The organism is Pararhizobium sp. DWP1-1-3, assembly GCF_049896125.1.
Taxonomy (GTDB): domain Bacteria; phylum Pseudomonadota; class Alphaproteobacteria; order Rhizobiales; family Rhizobiaceae; genus Pararhizobium.
Window position 1 is genome coordinate 12,448 of sequence record NZ_JAFCTR010000025.1, and the last position, 15,835, is coordinate 28,282.

Annotated in this window: 13 protein-coding genes and 1 pseudogene; 8 read left to right on the forward strand and 6 right to left on the reverse strand. The window is 57.2% G+C overall.

Annotation, left to right across the window (positions count from 1 at the left end; all coding sequences use genetic code 11):
• Positions 1-90 precede the first annotated feature (90 nt).
• Entirely contained in the window at positions 91-1,419 is a 1,329-nt protein-coding gene (locus ACP7BS_RS28295; RefSeq protein WP_426240756.1) for an O-antigen ligase family protein, read from the reverse strand.
• Between the two features lie 597 nt (positions 1,420-2,016).
• On the opposite strand from ACP7BS_RS28295, the gene ACP7BS_RS28300 reads away from it, so the two are divergent.
• Positions 2,017-2,925, forward strand: a complete 909-nt coding sequence (locus ACP7BS_RS28300; RefSeq protein WP_426240777.1) for a glycosyltransferase family 2 protein — start codon at positions 2,017-2,019, stop codon at positions 2,923-2,925.
• A gap of 28 nt (positions 2,926-2,953) precedes the next feature.
• Here ACP7BS_RS28300 and ACP7BS_RS28305 read toward each other — a convergent pair whose 3' ends face one another.
• On the reverse strand, positions 2,954-4,210 hold the full coding sequence (locus tag ACP7BS_RS28305; RefSeq protein ID WP_426240757.1) for a glycosyltransferase family 4 protein: 1,257 nt from the start codon (positions 4,208-4,210) through the stop codon (positions 2,954-2,956).
• Positions 4,211-4,583: 373 nt separating this feature from the next.
• On the opposite strand from ACP7BS_RS28305, the gene ACP7BS_RS28310 reads away from it, so the two are divergent.
• The 6 genes from ACP7BS_RS28310 to ACP7BS_RS28335 are packed head-to-tail and all read left to right on the forward strand — an operon-like array spanning position 4,584 to position 10,099.
• Positions 4,584-5,087, forward strand: coding sequence for an acyltransferase (locus tag ACP7BS_RS28310; protein WP_426233077.1), 504 nt, complete (start codon positions 4,584-4,586; stop codon positions 5,085-5,087).
• Complete coding sequence (locus tag ACP7BS_RS28315; protein WP_426233075.1) at positions 5,087-6,124, forward strand: Gfo/Idh/MocA family protein; 1,038 nt, start codon at positions 5,087-5,089, stop codon at positions 6,122-6,124. Before ACP7BS_RS28310 ends, ACP7BS_RS28315 begins: the two co-directional genes overlap by 1 nt.
• Positions 6,121-7,227 (forward strand): DegT/DnrJ/EryC1/StrS family aminotransferase, encoded by a 1,107-nt coding sequence (locus ACP7BS_RS28320; RefSeq protein ID WP_426240758.1) that lies wholly within the window; start codon positions 6,121-6,123, stop codon positions 7,225-7,227. The genes ACP7BS_RS28315 and ACP7BS_RS28320 overlap by 4 nt, the downstream gene beginning before the upstream one ends.
• Positions 7,217-7,921 (forward strand): acyltransferase, encoded by a 705-nt coding sequence (locus tag ACP7BS_RS28325; protein ID WP_426240759.1) that lies wholly within the window; start codon positions 7,217-7,219, stop codon positions 7,919-7,921. The genes ACP7BS_RS28320 and ACP7BS_RS28325 overlap by 11 nt, the downstream gene beginning before the upstream one ends.
• Before the next feature lie 16 nt (positions 7,922-7,937).
• On the forward strand, positions 7,938-8,915 hold the full coding sequence (locus ACP7BS_RS28330; protein ID WP_426240760.1) for an NAD-dependent epimerase/dehydratase family protein: 978 nt from the start codon (positions 7,938-7,940) through the stop codon (positions 8,913-8,915).
• A complete protein-coding gene (locus ACP7BS_RS28335; RefSeq protein ID WP_426240761.1) occupies positions 8,912-10,099 on the forward strand; it encodes a DegT/DnrJ/EryC1/StrS family aminotransferase in 1,188 nt (395 codons plus the stop codon). Before ACP7BS_RS28330 ends, ACP7BS_RS28335 begins: the two co-directional genes overlap by 4 nt.
• A gap of 119 nt (positions 10,100-10,218) precedes the next feature.
• Here ACP7BS_RS28335 and ACP7BS_RS28340 read toward each other — a convergent pair whose 3' ends face one another.
• From ACP7BS_RS28340 to ACP7BS_RS28355, 4 genes and pseudogenes are all read right to left on the reverse strand, one after another.
• Positions 10,219-11,727, reverse strand: coding sequence for an O-antigen translocase (locus ACP7BS_RS28340; RefSeq protein ID WP_426240762.1), 1,509 nt, complete (start codon positions 11,725-11,727; stop codon positions 10,219-10,221).
• Between the two features lie 6 nt (positions 11,728-11,733).
• Positions 11,734-12,651 carry a dTDP-4-dehydrorhamnose reductase gene (gene rfbD, locus ACP7BS_RS28345; protein ID WP_426240763.1) on the reverse strand — a complete coding sequence of 306 codons (918 nt, stop codon included), beginning with the start codon at positions 12,649-12,651 and terminating at the stop codon, positions 11,734-11,736.
• A gap of 184 nt (positions 12,652-12,835) precedes the next feature.
• Positions 12,836-12,983: pseudogene (locus ACP7BS_RS28350) on the reverse strand (sugar phosphate nucleotidyltransferase); the annotation flags it as partial.
• Positions 12,984-13,062: 79 nt separating this feature from the next.
• Positions 13,063-14,334: an exopolysaccharide biosynthesis protein gene (locus tag ACP7BS_RS28355; RefSeq protein ID WP_426240778.1), complete on the reverse strand. Its 1,272-nt coding sequence runs from the start codon at positions 14,332-14,334 to the stop codon at positions 13,063-13,065.
• Positions 14,335-14,811: 477 nt separating this feature from the next.
• On the opposite strand from ACP7BS_RS28355, the gene ACP7BS_RS28360 reads away from it, so the two are divergent.
• Positions 14,812-15,549 (forward strand): helix-turn-helix transcriptional regulator, encoded by a 738-nt coding sequence (locus ACP7BS_RS28360; protein WP_426240764.1) that lies wholly within the window; start codon positions 14,812-14,814, stop codon positions 15,547-15,549.
• The last annotated feature ends 286 nt before the right edge of the window (positions 15,550-15,835 follow it).

A 15,835-nucleotide genomic window follows, 5' to 3' on the forward strand; every position in this document is an offset into this window, starting at 1 on the left:
CCGTCTGCGCCGAGGCTGAGCGCGCATTCTGGAAGACACCGGCCGTGAGCAGCCAGGAAATCGCAAACCAGCGATATTTGGCTCCACCCATCATGACGATGCCACGCTTGTTCGGACCGGGCCCTTTGGAATTGCTTTTCTGCGTTGCCCCGCATCGCCACCAACATCCTGTATCCAAGATGCGCTTCCCAAATAGAACATGATCAACAGGTAGGGAGCGTTCCAGAAATGCACCGTCCATCCCACCGTGAAGATACCGATTATGGAAATCAGGAAAGGCGTACGGTAGTCGTTTTGCTGCTCGTTCAGTCCTTTTTTCAAGGCGGTACTGAAGAAAACCCAGCCGAAGATCAGGACCATCAGGATCCCGGCAATGTAGCCGAACCGCACGAAATTGATCAACCAAAACATATCGATGCTCGGCTCCATCCATTCCGGCCGCTGATATTCATTGTGACCGATGCCGAACATCGGATGATTGAAGACGGAGAGCCATCCATAGTGCCAGATGCGGATACGGTCCCATCCGGTATCCTGGCTGAAAGCAAAATAATGAACGTAGAACTCGAAGAAGGATTGATTTGATAGCAGCGACACTGCCGTGTAGAGCGACGCAAAGAATGCTGCAAGCACATGCCAACGGTAGCGGAAGTCGCGAAGGAACCACCCCCAGGACATCAGGAGAGCCTGCACCACCAACGCGCTTAGTGGCCCCGACGACATCGAAAGAAAGGTGGCCAGAAACACCAGGACTGAGCGGCCCCAACGGCGCAGTGGCGACGCGTTCCGGCCAAGAACCTTGTGCACGAGGGCAAACATGCTTGTGCAAAAAACACCATATAAGATGGGATGATCGAAGACCGACTGCACGCGTCGCAGCCCCCATCGCGGCGCCATGAAGTAGTCGATCTGTGTGGGTAAGACAGATCTGAACGTGTTGAGCGCGATGTTCGATCCCGTTGCCGCTTCATACAGCGAAAACGGCAGTAGCAGCAGGATGATCAGGAATATGGCTTTTACCATTCCGTGAAACTGCTGCTCATTTCTAATGAGAACGCGCGCAAGAAAATAGGCGCCCATGGTCTCGATCGCCATCATGCCGCCGGACTGAAAAGACGTTGCCGCGTCGTGTACGACCGCAAGACTGATAGCGCACCAAAGGCAAAACAGTATCACCAGAATATCGGGTGTCCTGATCCGCCCAGCCTTGCCGTTCATCCACATGACGAGGCATGGGATCATCGTTGCAATTAGGATGAAACGGGAGACGGACAGGCGCAGCGGACCGAGTTCGATGATCCAGGGAATAATCAGGCTGAACAGAAACAGGCGGGCTGGCCAGGGCAGACGATCTTGGGTCGGCGTATTCTTTGCCCGGTCCCTCTCCGAAAGCGCTGGGGCTGTAGCGGTCCGGTCCAACGCGGGTGCCTGTGCCAACCTGACACTTGCGCCGGGATGCCGGCGTTGTTGAGGATATCCTGCTCCCCGTCTTGCCACACCTTGCGTGAGCATCAAGAACAAACCCGTTTTGACGGCGTCATGTACACTGGACACACCGGCGTTAAACCGCAGGAGCGGAAGGATTCCTCAATCGTTCGAAGGTTAAACACGATGTCTCTCCAGTCTGGATCGCCGCAAAGCCAGGGAACCCGTTTCAACACGCCGGCAGCTTGCCGAAGTCCTTGCAGGATAAGAAGCTGGTTTTTGGTCGAGAGGGGACGTGGATTTTGCCGCAGTGCATACCTCCAATGCCACGATACGGTGAGCTGATTACCAACAGCATCGCCTAGCTGGCGACGAAGGCTCCCCCAAAGGACGGAGCTAGGTGCCCGGCGCAGCGCATGGCCTCACCTCTTGGCGCGCGGCTTATGAATAAAGCTAAATTGTACTGCCTGCCCCAGTCCCTTACGCCAGAGTTGTTGGAAAGCGGCCATGCTCGGACATCGACACCGAGAGAGTTGCGCAGACAAGCGCACGTGCGGTCCGCGATTTTTGATCGTGTGGAATTTCAATTTGATGACGATATCCGTTATTCTCCCCACATATAATAGAAGCGGCAGCCTGGTCGCAGCGATTAACAGCGTCATCACCCAGTCCCATCAGGATCTGGAACTGATCGTCGTCGATGATGCGTCGACGGAGGACATCGAAAGCGTGGTGCGCGGCTTCAGCGATCGGCGCATCCGTTATGTCAGGCGGGTTCGAAACGGCGGAGCTGCCGCGGCCCGGAACACCGGCCTTTGCCATGCAAAAGGCGAGTATATCGCTTTCCAGGACAGCGACGACCTGTGGTTACCGGGCAAACTGCAAAAGCAATTTGCCCTGTTCTCAGCGATCCCCGGCAATGTCGGGGCCGTTATCGGCGCGAAAATCGTCTACGGACGCGACAACCAGCGCAACTACGGATCCGGCCGTGTTGCCTATGATCCCCCGCCTGAGGGACGCCTTTCGCTTGACGACGACCAGCTCGGGCGGCTACTCACCCGCAATCGGATCAGTCTGCAAAATGCGCTGTTTCGAAAGAACTGCTTTCCCTACGCCGAATGGTTCGACGTCTGCGCCCGGGCCAATGAAGACTGGGACTTTGCCATCAGGCTGGCCCAGCACACGTCCATCTATGAAGATATCGAACCGGTCGTCCTGGGCTTCATTTCGCCTGACAGCATCTCGATTAACCGCCGCCGCGAAATCATCGGACTGCTTCGAATCCTGAAGAAAAACAGGGACGTCCTTTGCAATCGCAAAGAACAGAAGTCCCTGATGCTGATCGATGTCGCGCGCTATTTTTATACTGAGGGAAAGAGAAAAAGCGCGATGAGATTTTTGTCCGCTGCGGTGAAAACCTATCCCCGCCATCTGCAGTTGATCGGCTCCATCATGGTCGGCAAATTGTTCCGGCGGTGTCCACAGCGGCCGGCCGCATAATGGACGTCCATCAACTGGTTTGATACGGCTATACCCAGGTTTCCGCCGATGCCGGTGGCCACTGGCCGGAGCGGGCAGCAGCGAGGATTACAGATTCGCGCTCCCTCTTTCGGCGTTTGCGGCCGGGATCGTGATTGGCGTATTCAAGCATCAGTGCCAGACGCGCGGAGTGCATGGCCTCAGAAAGACGTCTCGCCGGTGGATTGGCGAGAACCTGCCGGTAGATGTCCAGTTGCACATCGATGGCACGTTTCAGGCTATAGCGCTCCATAACGGCGCGCCTTCCAAAGACACCAAGCTCGGCCCGCCGGGCCGCATCAACAACGAGATTTTCGATCTGACGCGCGAGCTTCTGCGCGCCCGGCTTTTTGTCGCCCAATCCGTAGAAGCCCTGCTGCAAGAAAAGGTCATAGGTTGCGGGTTCGAAAATCTCCGAGAATGCGTCTTCGCCTTGCACGATTAGCGGACGGCCGATCGCCATCGCCCTCAATGCCGAACTTCCCATTCCAACGACCAGATCGGCGGCGGCGTAGGCACAGCGCGGATCCATTTCGGCTCCCGGAAGGAGAATAACGTCGCGTCCGTGTTTGGCATTGACTGTCTTTGCCCGTATTTCCAAAGCACCGCGAGCGGGGCCATCCCCCACCAGTGCAAGTTTCAAAGGATGCGCACCGGCCAGGAGATCGACGGCGTCGATGGCGCGTACCAGAGCATCCAGCTTAAGATCGAGCGCAAGACGCGAAACACTGACGATCAGAAACTCCTCGTCCGATACTTGGTGCCGGCGGCGAAACACGTTTGCGTCAGTGTCTGGATTGTCCCGCTCGACATCGATGGGCGGTTCGATCACCCAGACGCCGCGTTTTTGAACCTTACGGGCCTGCTCGCCGAGATCCGCAGTGCCCATGATCAGCGGCACCGAGGCTGGAACGTAGGGCATCACTTCCATGCTTAAAACAGTGCACAACAACGGCACGTTGAGACAAAGCGACGCGCCGAAATAGGCGTCCAGACAGCTTGGCCATTCATAAGCGTGGATGAGGTCGACGCGGTGTCGACGGGCGATGGCAGCAATCTGTGCGATCCGTGAGGGCGCCGGGCGGTAGTGAAGGGGTCGGGCAGCAATGTATTTCAGTCCGCGTTCCGCGATATAGTCCACAAGCGGGCCGGGAATACCGTAGACCCAGACATCGTGACCTGCGGCGGCGGCACCGGCTGCAAGGTCGATTGCGTTGATCTGACTGCCCCCGATCGAGAGATCATGCGGGTATACAAGAAGGCGCATCGGTTCCCTCTGCGTTAGTCCCATCAAGCCGAACGCCTCTCTTCAAGATCCACAGAGTGCGCACGGGGACCCCGGCAGACTTGCGTGGATGGTATTGATCCCGCAAGCTCCCCCTTTGATTGACGCGTCGATGGCAGGGTGCTCACGGGAACAAACGTCCGCATCAGGAAGCAGCAGTACCCCCTACCCAGCTACGCCTTTCGAAGGGCGGATTACCGCATTTTGTTTTCTTTACTCACAAGACGAAACCAACTCTTCTGAAAGCTGGAGAATTCAAAAATGCGTGGCCATTGATGGTGTTTATCGCGGCAGCAACTGCCCCATCGAGCCTGTTTGAATTCAGTCCTGTTCGCGGATTTGGGGTCTTCGTAGCATGATCGCATCGAGTGTCATTTTAGAAGAAGGGGTGGTTATCCATCACCCCGACCTGGTCAATCTGTATGGGTGTAAATTGGGTTCAGGCTCCCGCATCGGCACGTTTGTAGAAATTCAGAAAAATGCCGTCATAGGCCGCAATTGCAAGATTTCAAGCCATTCCTTTATCTGCGAAGGCGTAGAAATTGAGGATGGGGTTTTCATTGGCCACGGGGTCATGTTCACCAATGATATGCATCCGCGCGCTGTCAATGCGGACGGAGAGCTGATGACCGACGCGGAGTGGGACGTTGTTCCCACGCTCGTCAAGCGACAAGCCGCAATAGGCAGCAATGCAACAATCCTTCCCGGCGTGACGATTGGTGTTGGCGCCGTTGTTGGCGCCGGCGCCGTGGTCACGAAAGACGTGCCCGACTGGGTGATTGTCGCCGGTGTTCCAGCTCAAATCATCGGTTGCGCACAGGCCGCACCGGCCAAAATTCCTTTGTCCAGGAGAGTATAATGATCGGCATGGCGGTGATAGGTTACGGCTATTGGGGCCCAAATCTTGTCAGAAACATAGCGGAAGTGCCCGATGCGCAGCTTCTCTATGTCTGCGATATTATGCCGGAGCGGTTGGCGACCGTTAAGGCTCGCTATCCGGCCGTGGAAATCACCAGTGATTTCGAAGAGGTCCTGCGCGATCCCCGCGTCCACGCGATCGCAATCGCGACCCCGGTCTCGACCCATTTCAAACTTGCCATGAAAGCAATGATGGCCGGCAAACACGTCTTTGTCGAAAAGCCGATGGCCTCGACCGTGGATGAAGCGCGCCGCATGGTCGATGAAGCCGCCCGCCGGCGTCTGATCCTTGCCGTCGACCATACATTCGTGCACACCGGTGCGGTCCGCAAGATGCGCGAAGTCGTCGAAAACGGCCTCGGCGACATGTACTATTACGACTCCGTCAGGGTCAATCTCGGCCTTTTCCAGCACGACGTCAGCGTGATCTGGGACCTCGCCGTGCACGATCTTTCCATCATGGACTACGTGCTGCAGGAAAAGCCGGTGGCCGTGTCGGCGACCGGCATGAGCCATGTCGCTGGCGAACCGGAAAACATCGCCTACCTCAATCTGTTTTTCGAAAGCAAGCTGATCGCGCACATCCATGTCAATTGGCTGGCACCCGTCAAGGTCCGCCGCACATTGATCGGGGGCAGCAACAAGATGATCGTCTACGACGACCTTGAGCCCAGTGAAAAGATCAAGATCTACGACAAGGGCATCACCCTGAACGGCAATCCGCAGCGCAATGGTGAGAAAGTCTACCAGATGCTGGTCGGCTACCGCACAGGCGATATGCATGCGCCACAGCTGGATATGACCGAGGCATTGGGCCGTGAACTCAAACAGTTCGTCGAATGCGTGGAAAAGAACCAGCAGCCGATTGTCGACGGCCATGCCGGTTTGCGCGTTGTCCGCATTCTTGAAGCTGCGACCCAGTCCCTTCAGCAACGTGGTCGCGTCGTCGAGCTGGAACAAGCGAGGCTGATCGCATGATCCCCTTTCTTGATCTCAAAGCGCAATATGCATCGATCAAGGATGAAATCGACGCGGCCGTCCTCGGCGTGTTGGCTTCGGCACAATATGTTCTTGGCCCGGAAGTCTCTCTATTTGAAGAGGAATTTGCAGCTTACTGTGACGCGAAACACGCTGTTGCCGTCAACACAGGCACAAGTGCGCTGCATCTGGCCTTGCTTGCAGCAGGTGTTGGCCCCGGCGATGAAGTCATCACCGTGCCATTTACCTTCGTAGCGACGGTATCGGCGGTTTGCTACGCGGGCGCATTGCCTGTGTTCGTCGATGTAGAACCGGTCACGCTGACCATGGACCCGGCCAAACTTGAAGCCGCGATCACGCCGCGCACGAAGGCGATCGTACCCGTTCATCTGTATGGGCAGATGGCGGATATGGATGCGATCATGGCCATTGCAAACCGCCATGGCATTGCTGTTATCGAAGACGCCTGCCAGGCGCACGGTGCAGAGTACAAGGGCCGCCGCGCAGGCGGTTTAGGGGCTTCGGGCTGCTTCAGCTTCTACCCGGGCAAGAATCTCGGCGCCTGCGGCGAAGGCGGCATTGTTGTTACCAATAATGACGAGCACGCCAAGGCCATGCGTATGCTACGGGACTGGGGCCAGGAGCGCCGGTACCATCATCTTGTAAAAGGGTTCAACTACCGCATGGACGGCATTCAGGGTGCAATCCTGCGTGTTAAACTCCGGCATCTGGACGCTTGGACCGCTGCGCGCCGCGCTCACGCGGTCCGCTATACGTCGATGCTTTCCAGTTTGGACTTTTTGGAAACGCCGGCCGAAGTCGCCTATCGCCGGCACGTCTATCATATCTATGCGGTCCGCTGCCGGGATCGTGACAGTCTCCACCGCGCGTTGGAAGCCGAAGGTATCCAGTCCGGCTTGCACTATCCGATCCCGGTGCACCTCCAAAAGGCGCATGAGGATCTTGGCTACCGGCTTGGCGACTTTCCCGTATCGGAGGCCGCTGCCCGCTCCGTTCTCTCGTTGCCAATCTACCCCGAAATGACGGCAAGACAGGTGGACCAGGTAGTGGCAGCGGTGGAGCACGACGCTTATGTCAGCTGATGTCACCTCCGTTGCCCGGATCGTTCAATCCGTTCACGGCCGCCGCGAAATCCCGAAGGATCCGGGCTTTGAGCAGGAACTGTCCACAGAGCTCAAACGATCATATGGACCCGCAGGCCTCGTGGAACTGTATGGCCGCTTTTCAGCTGGCGATGGATACGTCGATGCCTTGATGCGCAAAGCGATCTGGCGAGCCGCCACGCGCCTATGCGGACCTGGCCTTCAAATCGGCAATGGCGCCGGCTTCAAACATCCCGAAACCTTCGAGATCGGCAGCGGGGTATTCATTGGAGCGCAGGCCTATATACAGGGCCGGTATGATGGAACATGCGTGATCGGCGACAATGTCTGGATTGGCCCCCAGGCCTTTCTCGATGCGCGTGACCTGGTCATCGAAGAATATGTCGGTTGGGGACCTGGCGCCAAGATTCTCGGCTCCAGCCATACCGCCATCCCAATCGGCGTGCCGATTATCCGCACGGATCTCGAAATCAAACCGGTGCGCGTCGGCGCATGGGCCGATGTCGGAACGAATGCGACGATCCTTCCCGGTGTGACAATCGGCAAGGGCGCAATCGTTGGTGCCGGAGCGGTTGTCGTTTCCGATGTCGCTCCGTTTTCGGTCGTCGCCGGTGTCCCGGCAAAATTCCTGCGTTGGCGTAGCGATAGCGACACGACGACGGCCACATCCTGAACATTGGGAGCAGACAATGAAAGACAAGCGAGTTCTCATCACCGGTGGCTCCGGTCTCGTCGGATCACACATCGCCGATCTTGTTGCTCTTGAGCAGCCACGCGAAATCCTGATCCTTGACAATTTCGTGCGTGGCCGCCGGGAAAATCTTGCCCAGGCGTCCGCGACTTTTCCGCTGACGATCATCGACGGAGACATCCGCGACCGTGCTTTGCTGGCAAAGCATTTCGAGGGTGTCGATATCGTCTTCCATCAGGCCGCGATCCGGATCACGCAATGCGCCGAAGATCCCCGGCTGGCATTTGACGTTCTGGCTGCCGGAACCTTCAATGTTCTCGAAGCGGCGGTTAATGCGAAGGTGAAAAAAGTGGTCGCCGCTTCCTCCGCCTCCGTTCTGGGGCTCGCCGAAAGTTTCCCGACGACCGAAGACCATCATTCCTACAACAACCGGACGATCTACGGCGCCGCGAAGGCGTTTAACGAGGGCCTGTTGCGCAGCTTCGCCGAAATGTACGGTTTGAACTATGTCGCGTTGCGGTACTTCAACGTCTACGGTCCACGCATGGACGTCTACGGCGCTTATACCGAGGTGCTGATCCGCTGGATGGAACGGATATCGGCGGGCTTGCCACCGATCATCAATGGAGATGGCAGCCAGACCATGGATTTCGTCCACATTCACGACATTGCGCGGGCAAATATACTTGCGGCACAGTCGGATGTAACCGACGAGGTCTTCAATGTCGCGAGCGGTACGGAGACCAGTCTTCTGGAACTCGCAAAACTGTTGACCGGCGTGATGAACGCGTCGATCGAACCGCAACATCAGGCGGCGCGCACAGTGAACGCCGTGACACGCCGGCTCGCTGATACGAGCAAAGCCGAGCGTCTCTTGGGTTTCAAGGCTCAGCTGACATTGGAAGACGGATTGCGGGGGCTCGTTGATTGGTGGCGCCAGGAAAGATTACTGGAAGTCGGAGGGCGGGCCGCATGAGCCCGATGCTTCCCCAGATTCCCGTTGCCAAACCAATGCTCGATGAGATGGAAGTGGAGGCGGTTCGACGGGTCGTGTTGTCCGGCTGGGTTACACAGGGACCTGAGGTCGCGGCTTTCGAAAACGAGTTTGCCGCCTTCGTTCAAGCCGATCACGCCTGCGCTGTTTCAAACTGCACGACGGCCCTGCATTTGGCGTTGAAAGCTGTTGGCGTGGGGCCCGGCGACGAGGTCGTAACCGTCAGCCATACGTTCATCGCAACGGCGAATGCTATCCGGTATTTAGGCGGGATTCCCGTTTTCATCGACATCGAAACCAACGGATTCAATATCGACCCGCAGCTGATCCAATCGGAAATCACGCCTCGAACAAAGGCGATCTTGTGCGTGCATCAACTCGGCATGCCCTGCGACCTTGCAGCAATTATCGAAATCGGCCGGAGCAATGGCATTCCGATCATCGAAGATGCGGCCTGCGCCACAGGGAGCGAAATCCTGTGGGATGGTCAGTGGGAAAAGATAGGCCGGCCGCGCAGCGATATTGCCTGTTTTTCTTTTCATCCCAGAAAGGTCGTAACGACTGGTGACGGCGGCATGCTGACGACCGCGAATGCCGAGTATGACCGCAAGTTTCGCTTGTGGCGTCAGCACGGCATGAGCGTTCCCGATACAGTCCGCCATGGCTCACGCCAGGTCATCTACGAAGGCTATCCTGAGCTTGGATACAATTATCGCATGACCGACCTCCAGGCCGCGATGGGCCGGGTGCAACTGACCCGGCTGCCTGACCTGATATCAAGACGGCGTCATCTCGCTGAGCTCTATCGGCAGGAACTGCGCGACATTACATGGCTTGAAACACCCGTTGAACCGTCGTGGGCACGCAGCAATTGGCAGAGCTATTGTGTCATGCTTCCGCCGTGGCTCGACCAGCGTGACACCATGCAGGTGTTGCTGGACAAAGGAATTTCGACCCGGCGCGGCATTATGAACATCCATCGCGAAGACGCTTATGCCGACAAGACGACGCATCGGGTCGCTGCAGGCCAGCTCCCCAGAAGCGTGGCAGCGCAGCAGGGTACAATCATTTTGCCCTTGTTTGCGCAATTGACCGACGAAGAGGTTCTGTTCGTCGCCGACACGCTTCGCAACCTATGCCTTGCGCCGCAAAGGGCGACGGCGTAATCCCTCTTACCGGGTCAGATCCGCCCGAAAATCAATCCAGAGACGTATATGCGTGCGTCTCTGGATTTGCGCGTCTCCGGGCATTCCCTCGCACGCGACACACTGCGGGACTTCCCGCGTCATGCTGCTCTGAGCACCCATCTTCTGATCGGCAGAGGAAGCTGCTCTGGTGGCAAAAGCCCCATCAGCATTTTCAACGAATACAGCCCGCTCAACAAGACGGCGATAGATCCGAAAGCAGTCGCTTGCCAGAAGGGCAGAAAAAGCGTTGCACAGAAAACCAGCGCTGACGAGACAATGAAGATCAGTCCGATCTTGAGATTGGCGGAAGACCAGCGAAAGCCGGTGAGTTTGCGTGCGAAAAAGTAAATGAGGATGCTGTGCCATAGGTAAAGCCCGAAAAATGCCGCCGCCGAGCCGACCAGGCCAAACTTAGACACCAGCAACCAAGCCAGACCGATATGCACCACAGTTGCGGCGACTTCCGTCCAGAAAAAGATCGCCTGCTCGCTCTTTGCCAGCACGATAAAGCCCATGGGCCAGGCAATGATACGAAGCAGCATGCCGAGGCAAATCCAACGCAAAAGGTCTGCGGCGCCATAGAATTCCGGGGAATAGAACATTCGCATGACAAGAGGCGCAAAGGTCAGCGTTGCAAGGACGCCCGGCCCGGCGAGCAGAATGCTGACCTGGGCTTGCTCGTTAACCAAGCGGTTACAGGCCGCATGATCGTCGGCAATCGCCGTCAAGCGTGGATAGAAATCTGTGCCCATCGCTTGCAGGATGAAGCCCGCATAGAGGCTGCCGAGTGCCCAGGCCGACTGATACAGCCCCGCCGCGACGATGCCGCCGTGCTGCAGGACGATGATGCGGACGACGTAGGCGGTTGCAAGGGTGAGCAAACCGCTGGCCATGAAGACGAGACCCAATCTGAGCAGTCCGCCCAGTTCCTGTCTGAACTGAGGAGCAGACAAATTGCCCGCACTTTGCGGCATCTTCCGGCTGTACCACCAGGAGATAAGCAGGGTCACGGCGGCGATAGCGACGAGTGACGGAGCCACCCCTTCAAAGCCCAAAAAGTAAACAAGGGGGATGGTGACCACGGTCGAAAAAAATGCGGTCAGCAGATTGATGCGGGCAAGGATTGAGATTTCCCGCATCCCCTGAATCATCGCCGTCTGTCCCGCCGACGCGAGCCGAAAGAAAATTGCAAGCGAGAGGAATGCGACGCTGGCGGCATGCTGATGATCGCCAAAAGTGAGGTGCGCGACCGGAAATGCCAAGCCTGCAAGCAGAAGCGTGCCGGCAATACCGAGGACGATGGAGATGCGCTGAAGAATGAAGGCCGTTCGTGCAATCTTTACGGCGTCCCCCGTTCCGACCGCCTCGGCAATTTGACGGACCCCGCTGGACTGAACACCTAACCCTGCAACCGCTTGGCCGATGTCGGCGATCGAACTGTAGACGGCCATCAACCCGACGCCCTCGGGTCCGAGGATGAGGGCCATGGCCTTGTTGCGGACGATCGAAAACCCCACCGTTATCAGCGACGATCCACCGATCAACGCTGTCGATTTAAGGATCTGCGTGTAGGCTTGCCCTTCTGACGGGTTCTCGCGTGCGTTCATGGGGTTTCAAGCCTTATGCCTGCCGTGCGCCGGCAAAGAATAGTTGGGATAGTCCCTGTCGATTATCCGCCGGACAACCGTTTCTGCGCTCGTTTGCCAGCCTGGTGCACGCCAGCCGAAAACCCTTTCGAACTTATCGGTTGAAAGACAGGAGTTGGCCGGGCGTTTTGCCTTGGTGCGGTAATCGGACGACAGGATGTCTTCTACGTCAGCATAAGGGCCGCCATGAGCTCGGCTCACGTTAAAAATATGCCGGGCAAAACCCGACCAATTCGTCTCGTCCGTCCCGCTCAGGTGATAAATGCCGGTATAATGTCTTTCCGGGAACGTCGCGATGAGAAGGATCGCCGTCGCGAGGTCCAGAGCGGAGGTCGGATTGCCCCACTGATCGGAAACAACACCGATGCTTTCGCGTTCGGTGGCGATGCGCAGCATGCTTCTGACAAAATTGGTACCGAACGGACTGTAAACCCAGCTTGTCCGCAGGATTATATGGCGAGGGTTGACGCTGGCCACGGCGTGTTCGCTGCGCAGCTTAGTATAACCGTATACGGTTTTCGGTTCGGCCTCGTCGTCTTCCAAATAAGGATACGGATCGCTTCCAGAGAAAACATAGTCCGTGGACAGATGAATAATCGGCACCCGCAAAACGGCCGCAGCCTCGGCGACCGCAGCCGCCCCCGTCACGTTGATGGCATAGGCAAGATTGCGCTCATCCTCGGCCCGATCGACCGCTGTATAGGCGGCGGACGAAACGACGACGTCGGGCTTGGCTGCAAGAATTGCCTGCCTGACCGAGGAGGGATCCGCAAGATCAAAGTCCGGCCGGCCAACGGTGATCAACTCGATATCTTCCATGCCGGCGGCCGCCTCGACAAGGCTGGTGACGACCTGCCCCTTCATGCCAGTCACCAGGATTTTCATTGCACCGCTGCCAATCTTCCCAATCGAGCGCCGGCAATAGTCTGTGCCAGACCGGTTTCGAAACTCTCCTGCCGTTTCCAACCGAGCTGGGTTTCCAGTTTGGTGGTATCCATCGAGTACCGGCGGTCATGACCGGCCCTGTCCTCCACGAAACAGATGAGATCACGGTAGCTTTTTTTTTGATTAGTTTCGCGGATGCCGGCCAGCATCAAAACGCTCAAGGGATAAAAAATCATTGGCTTGTCGTAGATAGGCACCATCCGTTTCGATACGGCAATCGTGAGAGGGTAGAGCTGCGTGCCGCTACCCCCGGCAAGTATGATCCCCTTCATGTTGAATGCCCTGCTTTCTCGATCCCGTTGCCCCGAAGCGATTGATCCGCGCCACACCATGCTGCTGTTTAGGGCGCTCTCACTGACTTGCCTGTTCCGATTGGGTCTCCTGCTCAACCGGAAGAGCCGCGACGCCCAAAGGGGCCGCAGCCAGTTTGCGGCTCACCCGCACTACGTCGCCTGGTTGAAGGGCGGTCGAATCGGACGCGGGGATCTCGCGGATGGATGCGCCATCCCGCCGCGTGACGCTGAACGCCAGCGTCGGTCCGCTGGCATCATTTTGCGGGCCGGCACCTCCCGACAACGCCTCAAGCAGAAGCTTCTGCGTCGTCTCGCTCTTCAGCTTCTGCTGGTCGAGGCTCGCCTGTTCCGATTGAAGGTCGACGGCTACTTCCGTGCGCTGTTTGTCATAGAGGCCATCGAGGCTGCGGGTCGTTTCCGCGATATTCTGCCGGGCCCGCATGATGGCTGTCACAAGATCCAGCCGATTCCCGTGATAGCTGCGCAATGTGCGCTCAAGGTCAGATTGCCGTGACGGCAACGCGATGCCGCGCTCGACCATGCTTTTGACATTGGTCAGCTCTTTTTCGACCGACGCAATGTCTTCGTCGGTACTGGATATTTTCTGTTCAATCGTGGCAATTTCAGACGTCAGGAGATCGCGCAGTTCGGCATAGGATTTCGATTGACGGTCCATGTCATTCATGCGCGCGGCGAAGATGATCTTCTCCTGCTCGAAGATTGCCGCAGCGACGCCTTGCCCGTCCTGCATGTCAGGGTCCAGACGAATGTCCTTGCCATCAGACATTTCAGCCTGCAGCCGCGCAATCTTGATCTTGCTGCGCAGGATGGAATTGCCGATCTCCTGTAGCTGGCCGACATAGCCGGTTTTGTCAGAAACCCCTTTTGACCCGTTCGAAGGCCTAAATTCGCCTCCGCTCATCGCCACGGACTGCAGCACTGTCAGGCCCGGATGAAATCCATACTCGCCTGGCTTATTCACGTCACCGATGACGTAGATTGGCGGCCGCTCCAAAATTTCAATGGTCGCCTCTGGTGTCTGCACCAATCCGATTTTTGACTTCAGTTGCCTGGCGATTTCTCCAGCCAGTCCCGCACCGTCGAGATTGCCGACCGAAATCGTTCCTATGATCGGAAGCGACACCGTCCTAGCCTGCGAAATCATAAATTCGCCGCCCAGTGCGTCCCACTTCTCGTAGACGCCCTTAGAAGGCATCCACTGAACGACAGTCAGGCGGATTTTTGTTTGCGGTTCGAACTGATCACTATCCGCTAGAGCCTGCGAAAGAACGCCGCCAAAAACGCTTATGGCGACCGCAGCAACAACCATGCGGAGTGAAACCTCGTAACGCCGGAAAGAATCAGGCAATGTATTTCTCCAAGCTGTCAGCGGGACTGTAATTAGCGTCCAGTGTGCCCATTACGCAGGGATTGAGAAGGGGAAGAGCGGCGGCTTTGCTTCATCAATATGGTTGAGACCGCAGCGCTGCGTCCACCGAATATGACGCCCTCTATATCGATTGATCCGGACCAAGCCGAAGGCGGACCGGGTGGCGGAGCCGTAGAGAGTAAAGCAGAAGCCTACCTCCCCTTGGATGCCTCGCTGCCTACTCTCCCTCTCCGTTCGGATGAGAGATCATGCGGCGCTATCCTCAGACGCATTGAACGGCGATGCTCTTGTCTCAGCCGTTTTGCGCCGTCGCGGTCACTCGCATCGTCAGCTACAGTCTCTGGAACGACTGCGTGGATTCCGTTCGATCTTCGGCCACTATCGGGCCTGGACAGACGGCGAGTGATGGGTATTTACATGATGCTGCTGGACGGGAATGAGCATGACTCTGTAGGGGCCAGCAGACGCGTGGGACCACAACGCGTCATTTTAATCCTGGCAAACAGCGGGAGCATATCGCCATCTCTTGTCGATGCTGTCGAACGTGAATTCCCGTGGACACGAATCGAGCAGGTGGAGACGCTCGCCGCTGCATGCGCAGTCTTTGCTTACCCTGTCGCACTCATTCTCGTTGACCGAGCCTTGATGAGAAAAGCTGAAGCTGAGGCAACTGAGCTTTTGCGCATTCACCCGCATGCATTGACCGCGGTGATCGAGCCCTATGACAAGGTGCTGGTCACGTCGCTTACTGACGTCGTCCGATCTCCGCTCATCCGCAGCGTCCTGCCAATGGATCTCCGGCTCGATGTCTGGCTGTCGATCATGCGATTGCTGCTGTGCGGCGGGCAGTACCTGCCGCCGACACTGATCCTTGAATCAAAACTCCGCCACCAGAAAGCGCCCGCATACGCTGACAACGGCATTGCGCAAACCCCAACGGTGGCGGCCCTCACAACCCGTGAATCGCAGATTTTGGGCATGGTTTCGCATGGTCTGCAAAACAAGTTGATTGCCGCCGAATGCGGCCTATCGGAACATACCGTCAAAATTCACTTACATCATATCATCCGGAAGCTGGGTGTTCACAACAGAACAGAAGCTGCTGCACACTTTCGCAACCTCCATGACAGCAGCCGGGCGATGAACGAGAACTGAGACCGGGATACACTATTGGCGTGGACGTCCCTTAAGCGTCGAAATTGACGCCGTTTCAGGCTGATGCCAAGCGTCGCGGCTCTTTGCAACAGCAACACCATCATCGCGATCCATGATGATGGCTATCAGCGGCACAGCCGGTTTTTTTGGCGGATGCAGCGGATGAATTGAGGACGCCGATCGCCATTGTGCGCACCCGCGCTGATCTACTGCCGGAAAGCGACGTCGCCCGGGATCTGCTGCGCGACATCTAACGGCTTTCCCGCCTCGCACATCAGCTCCTGGA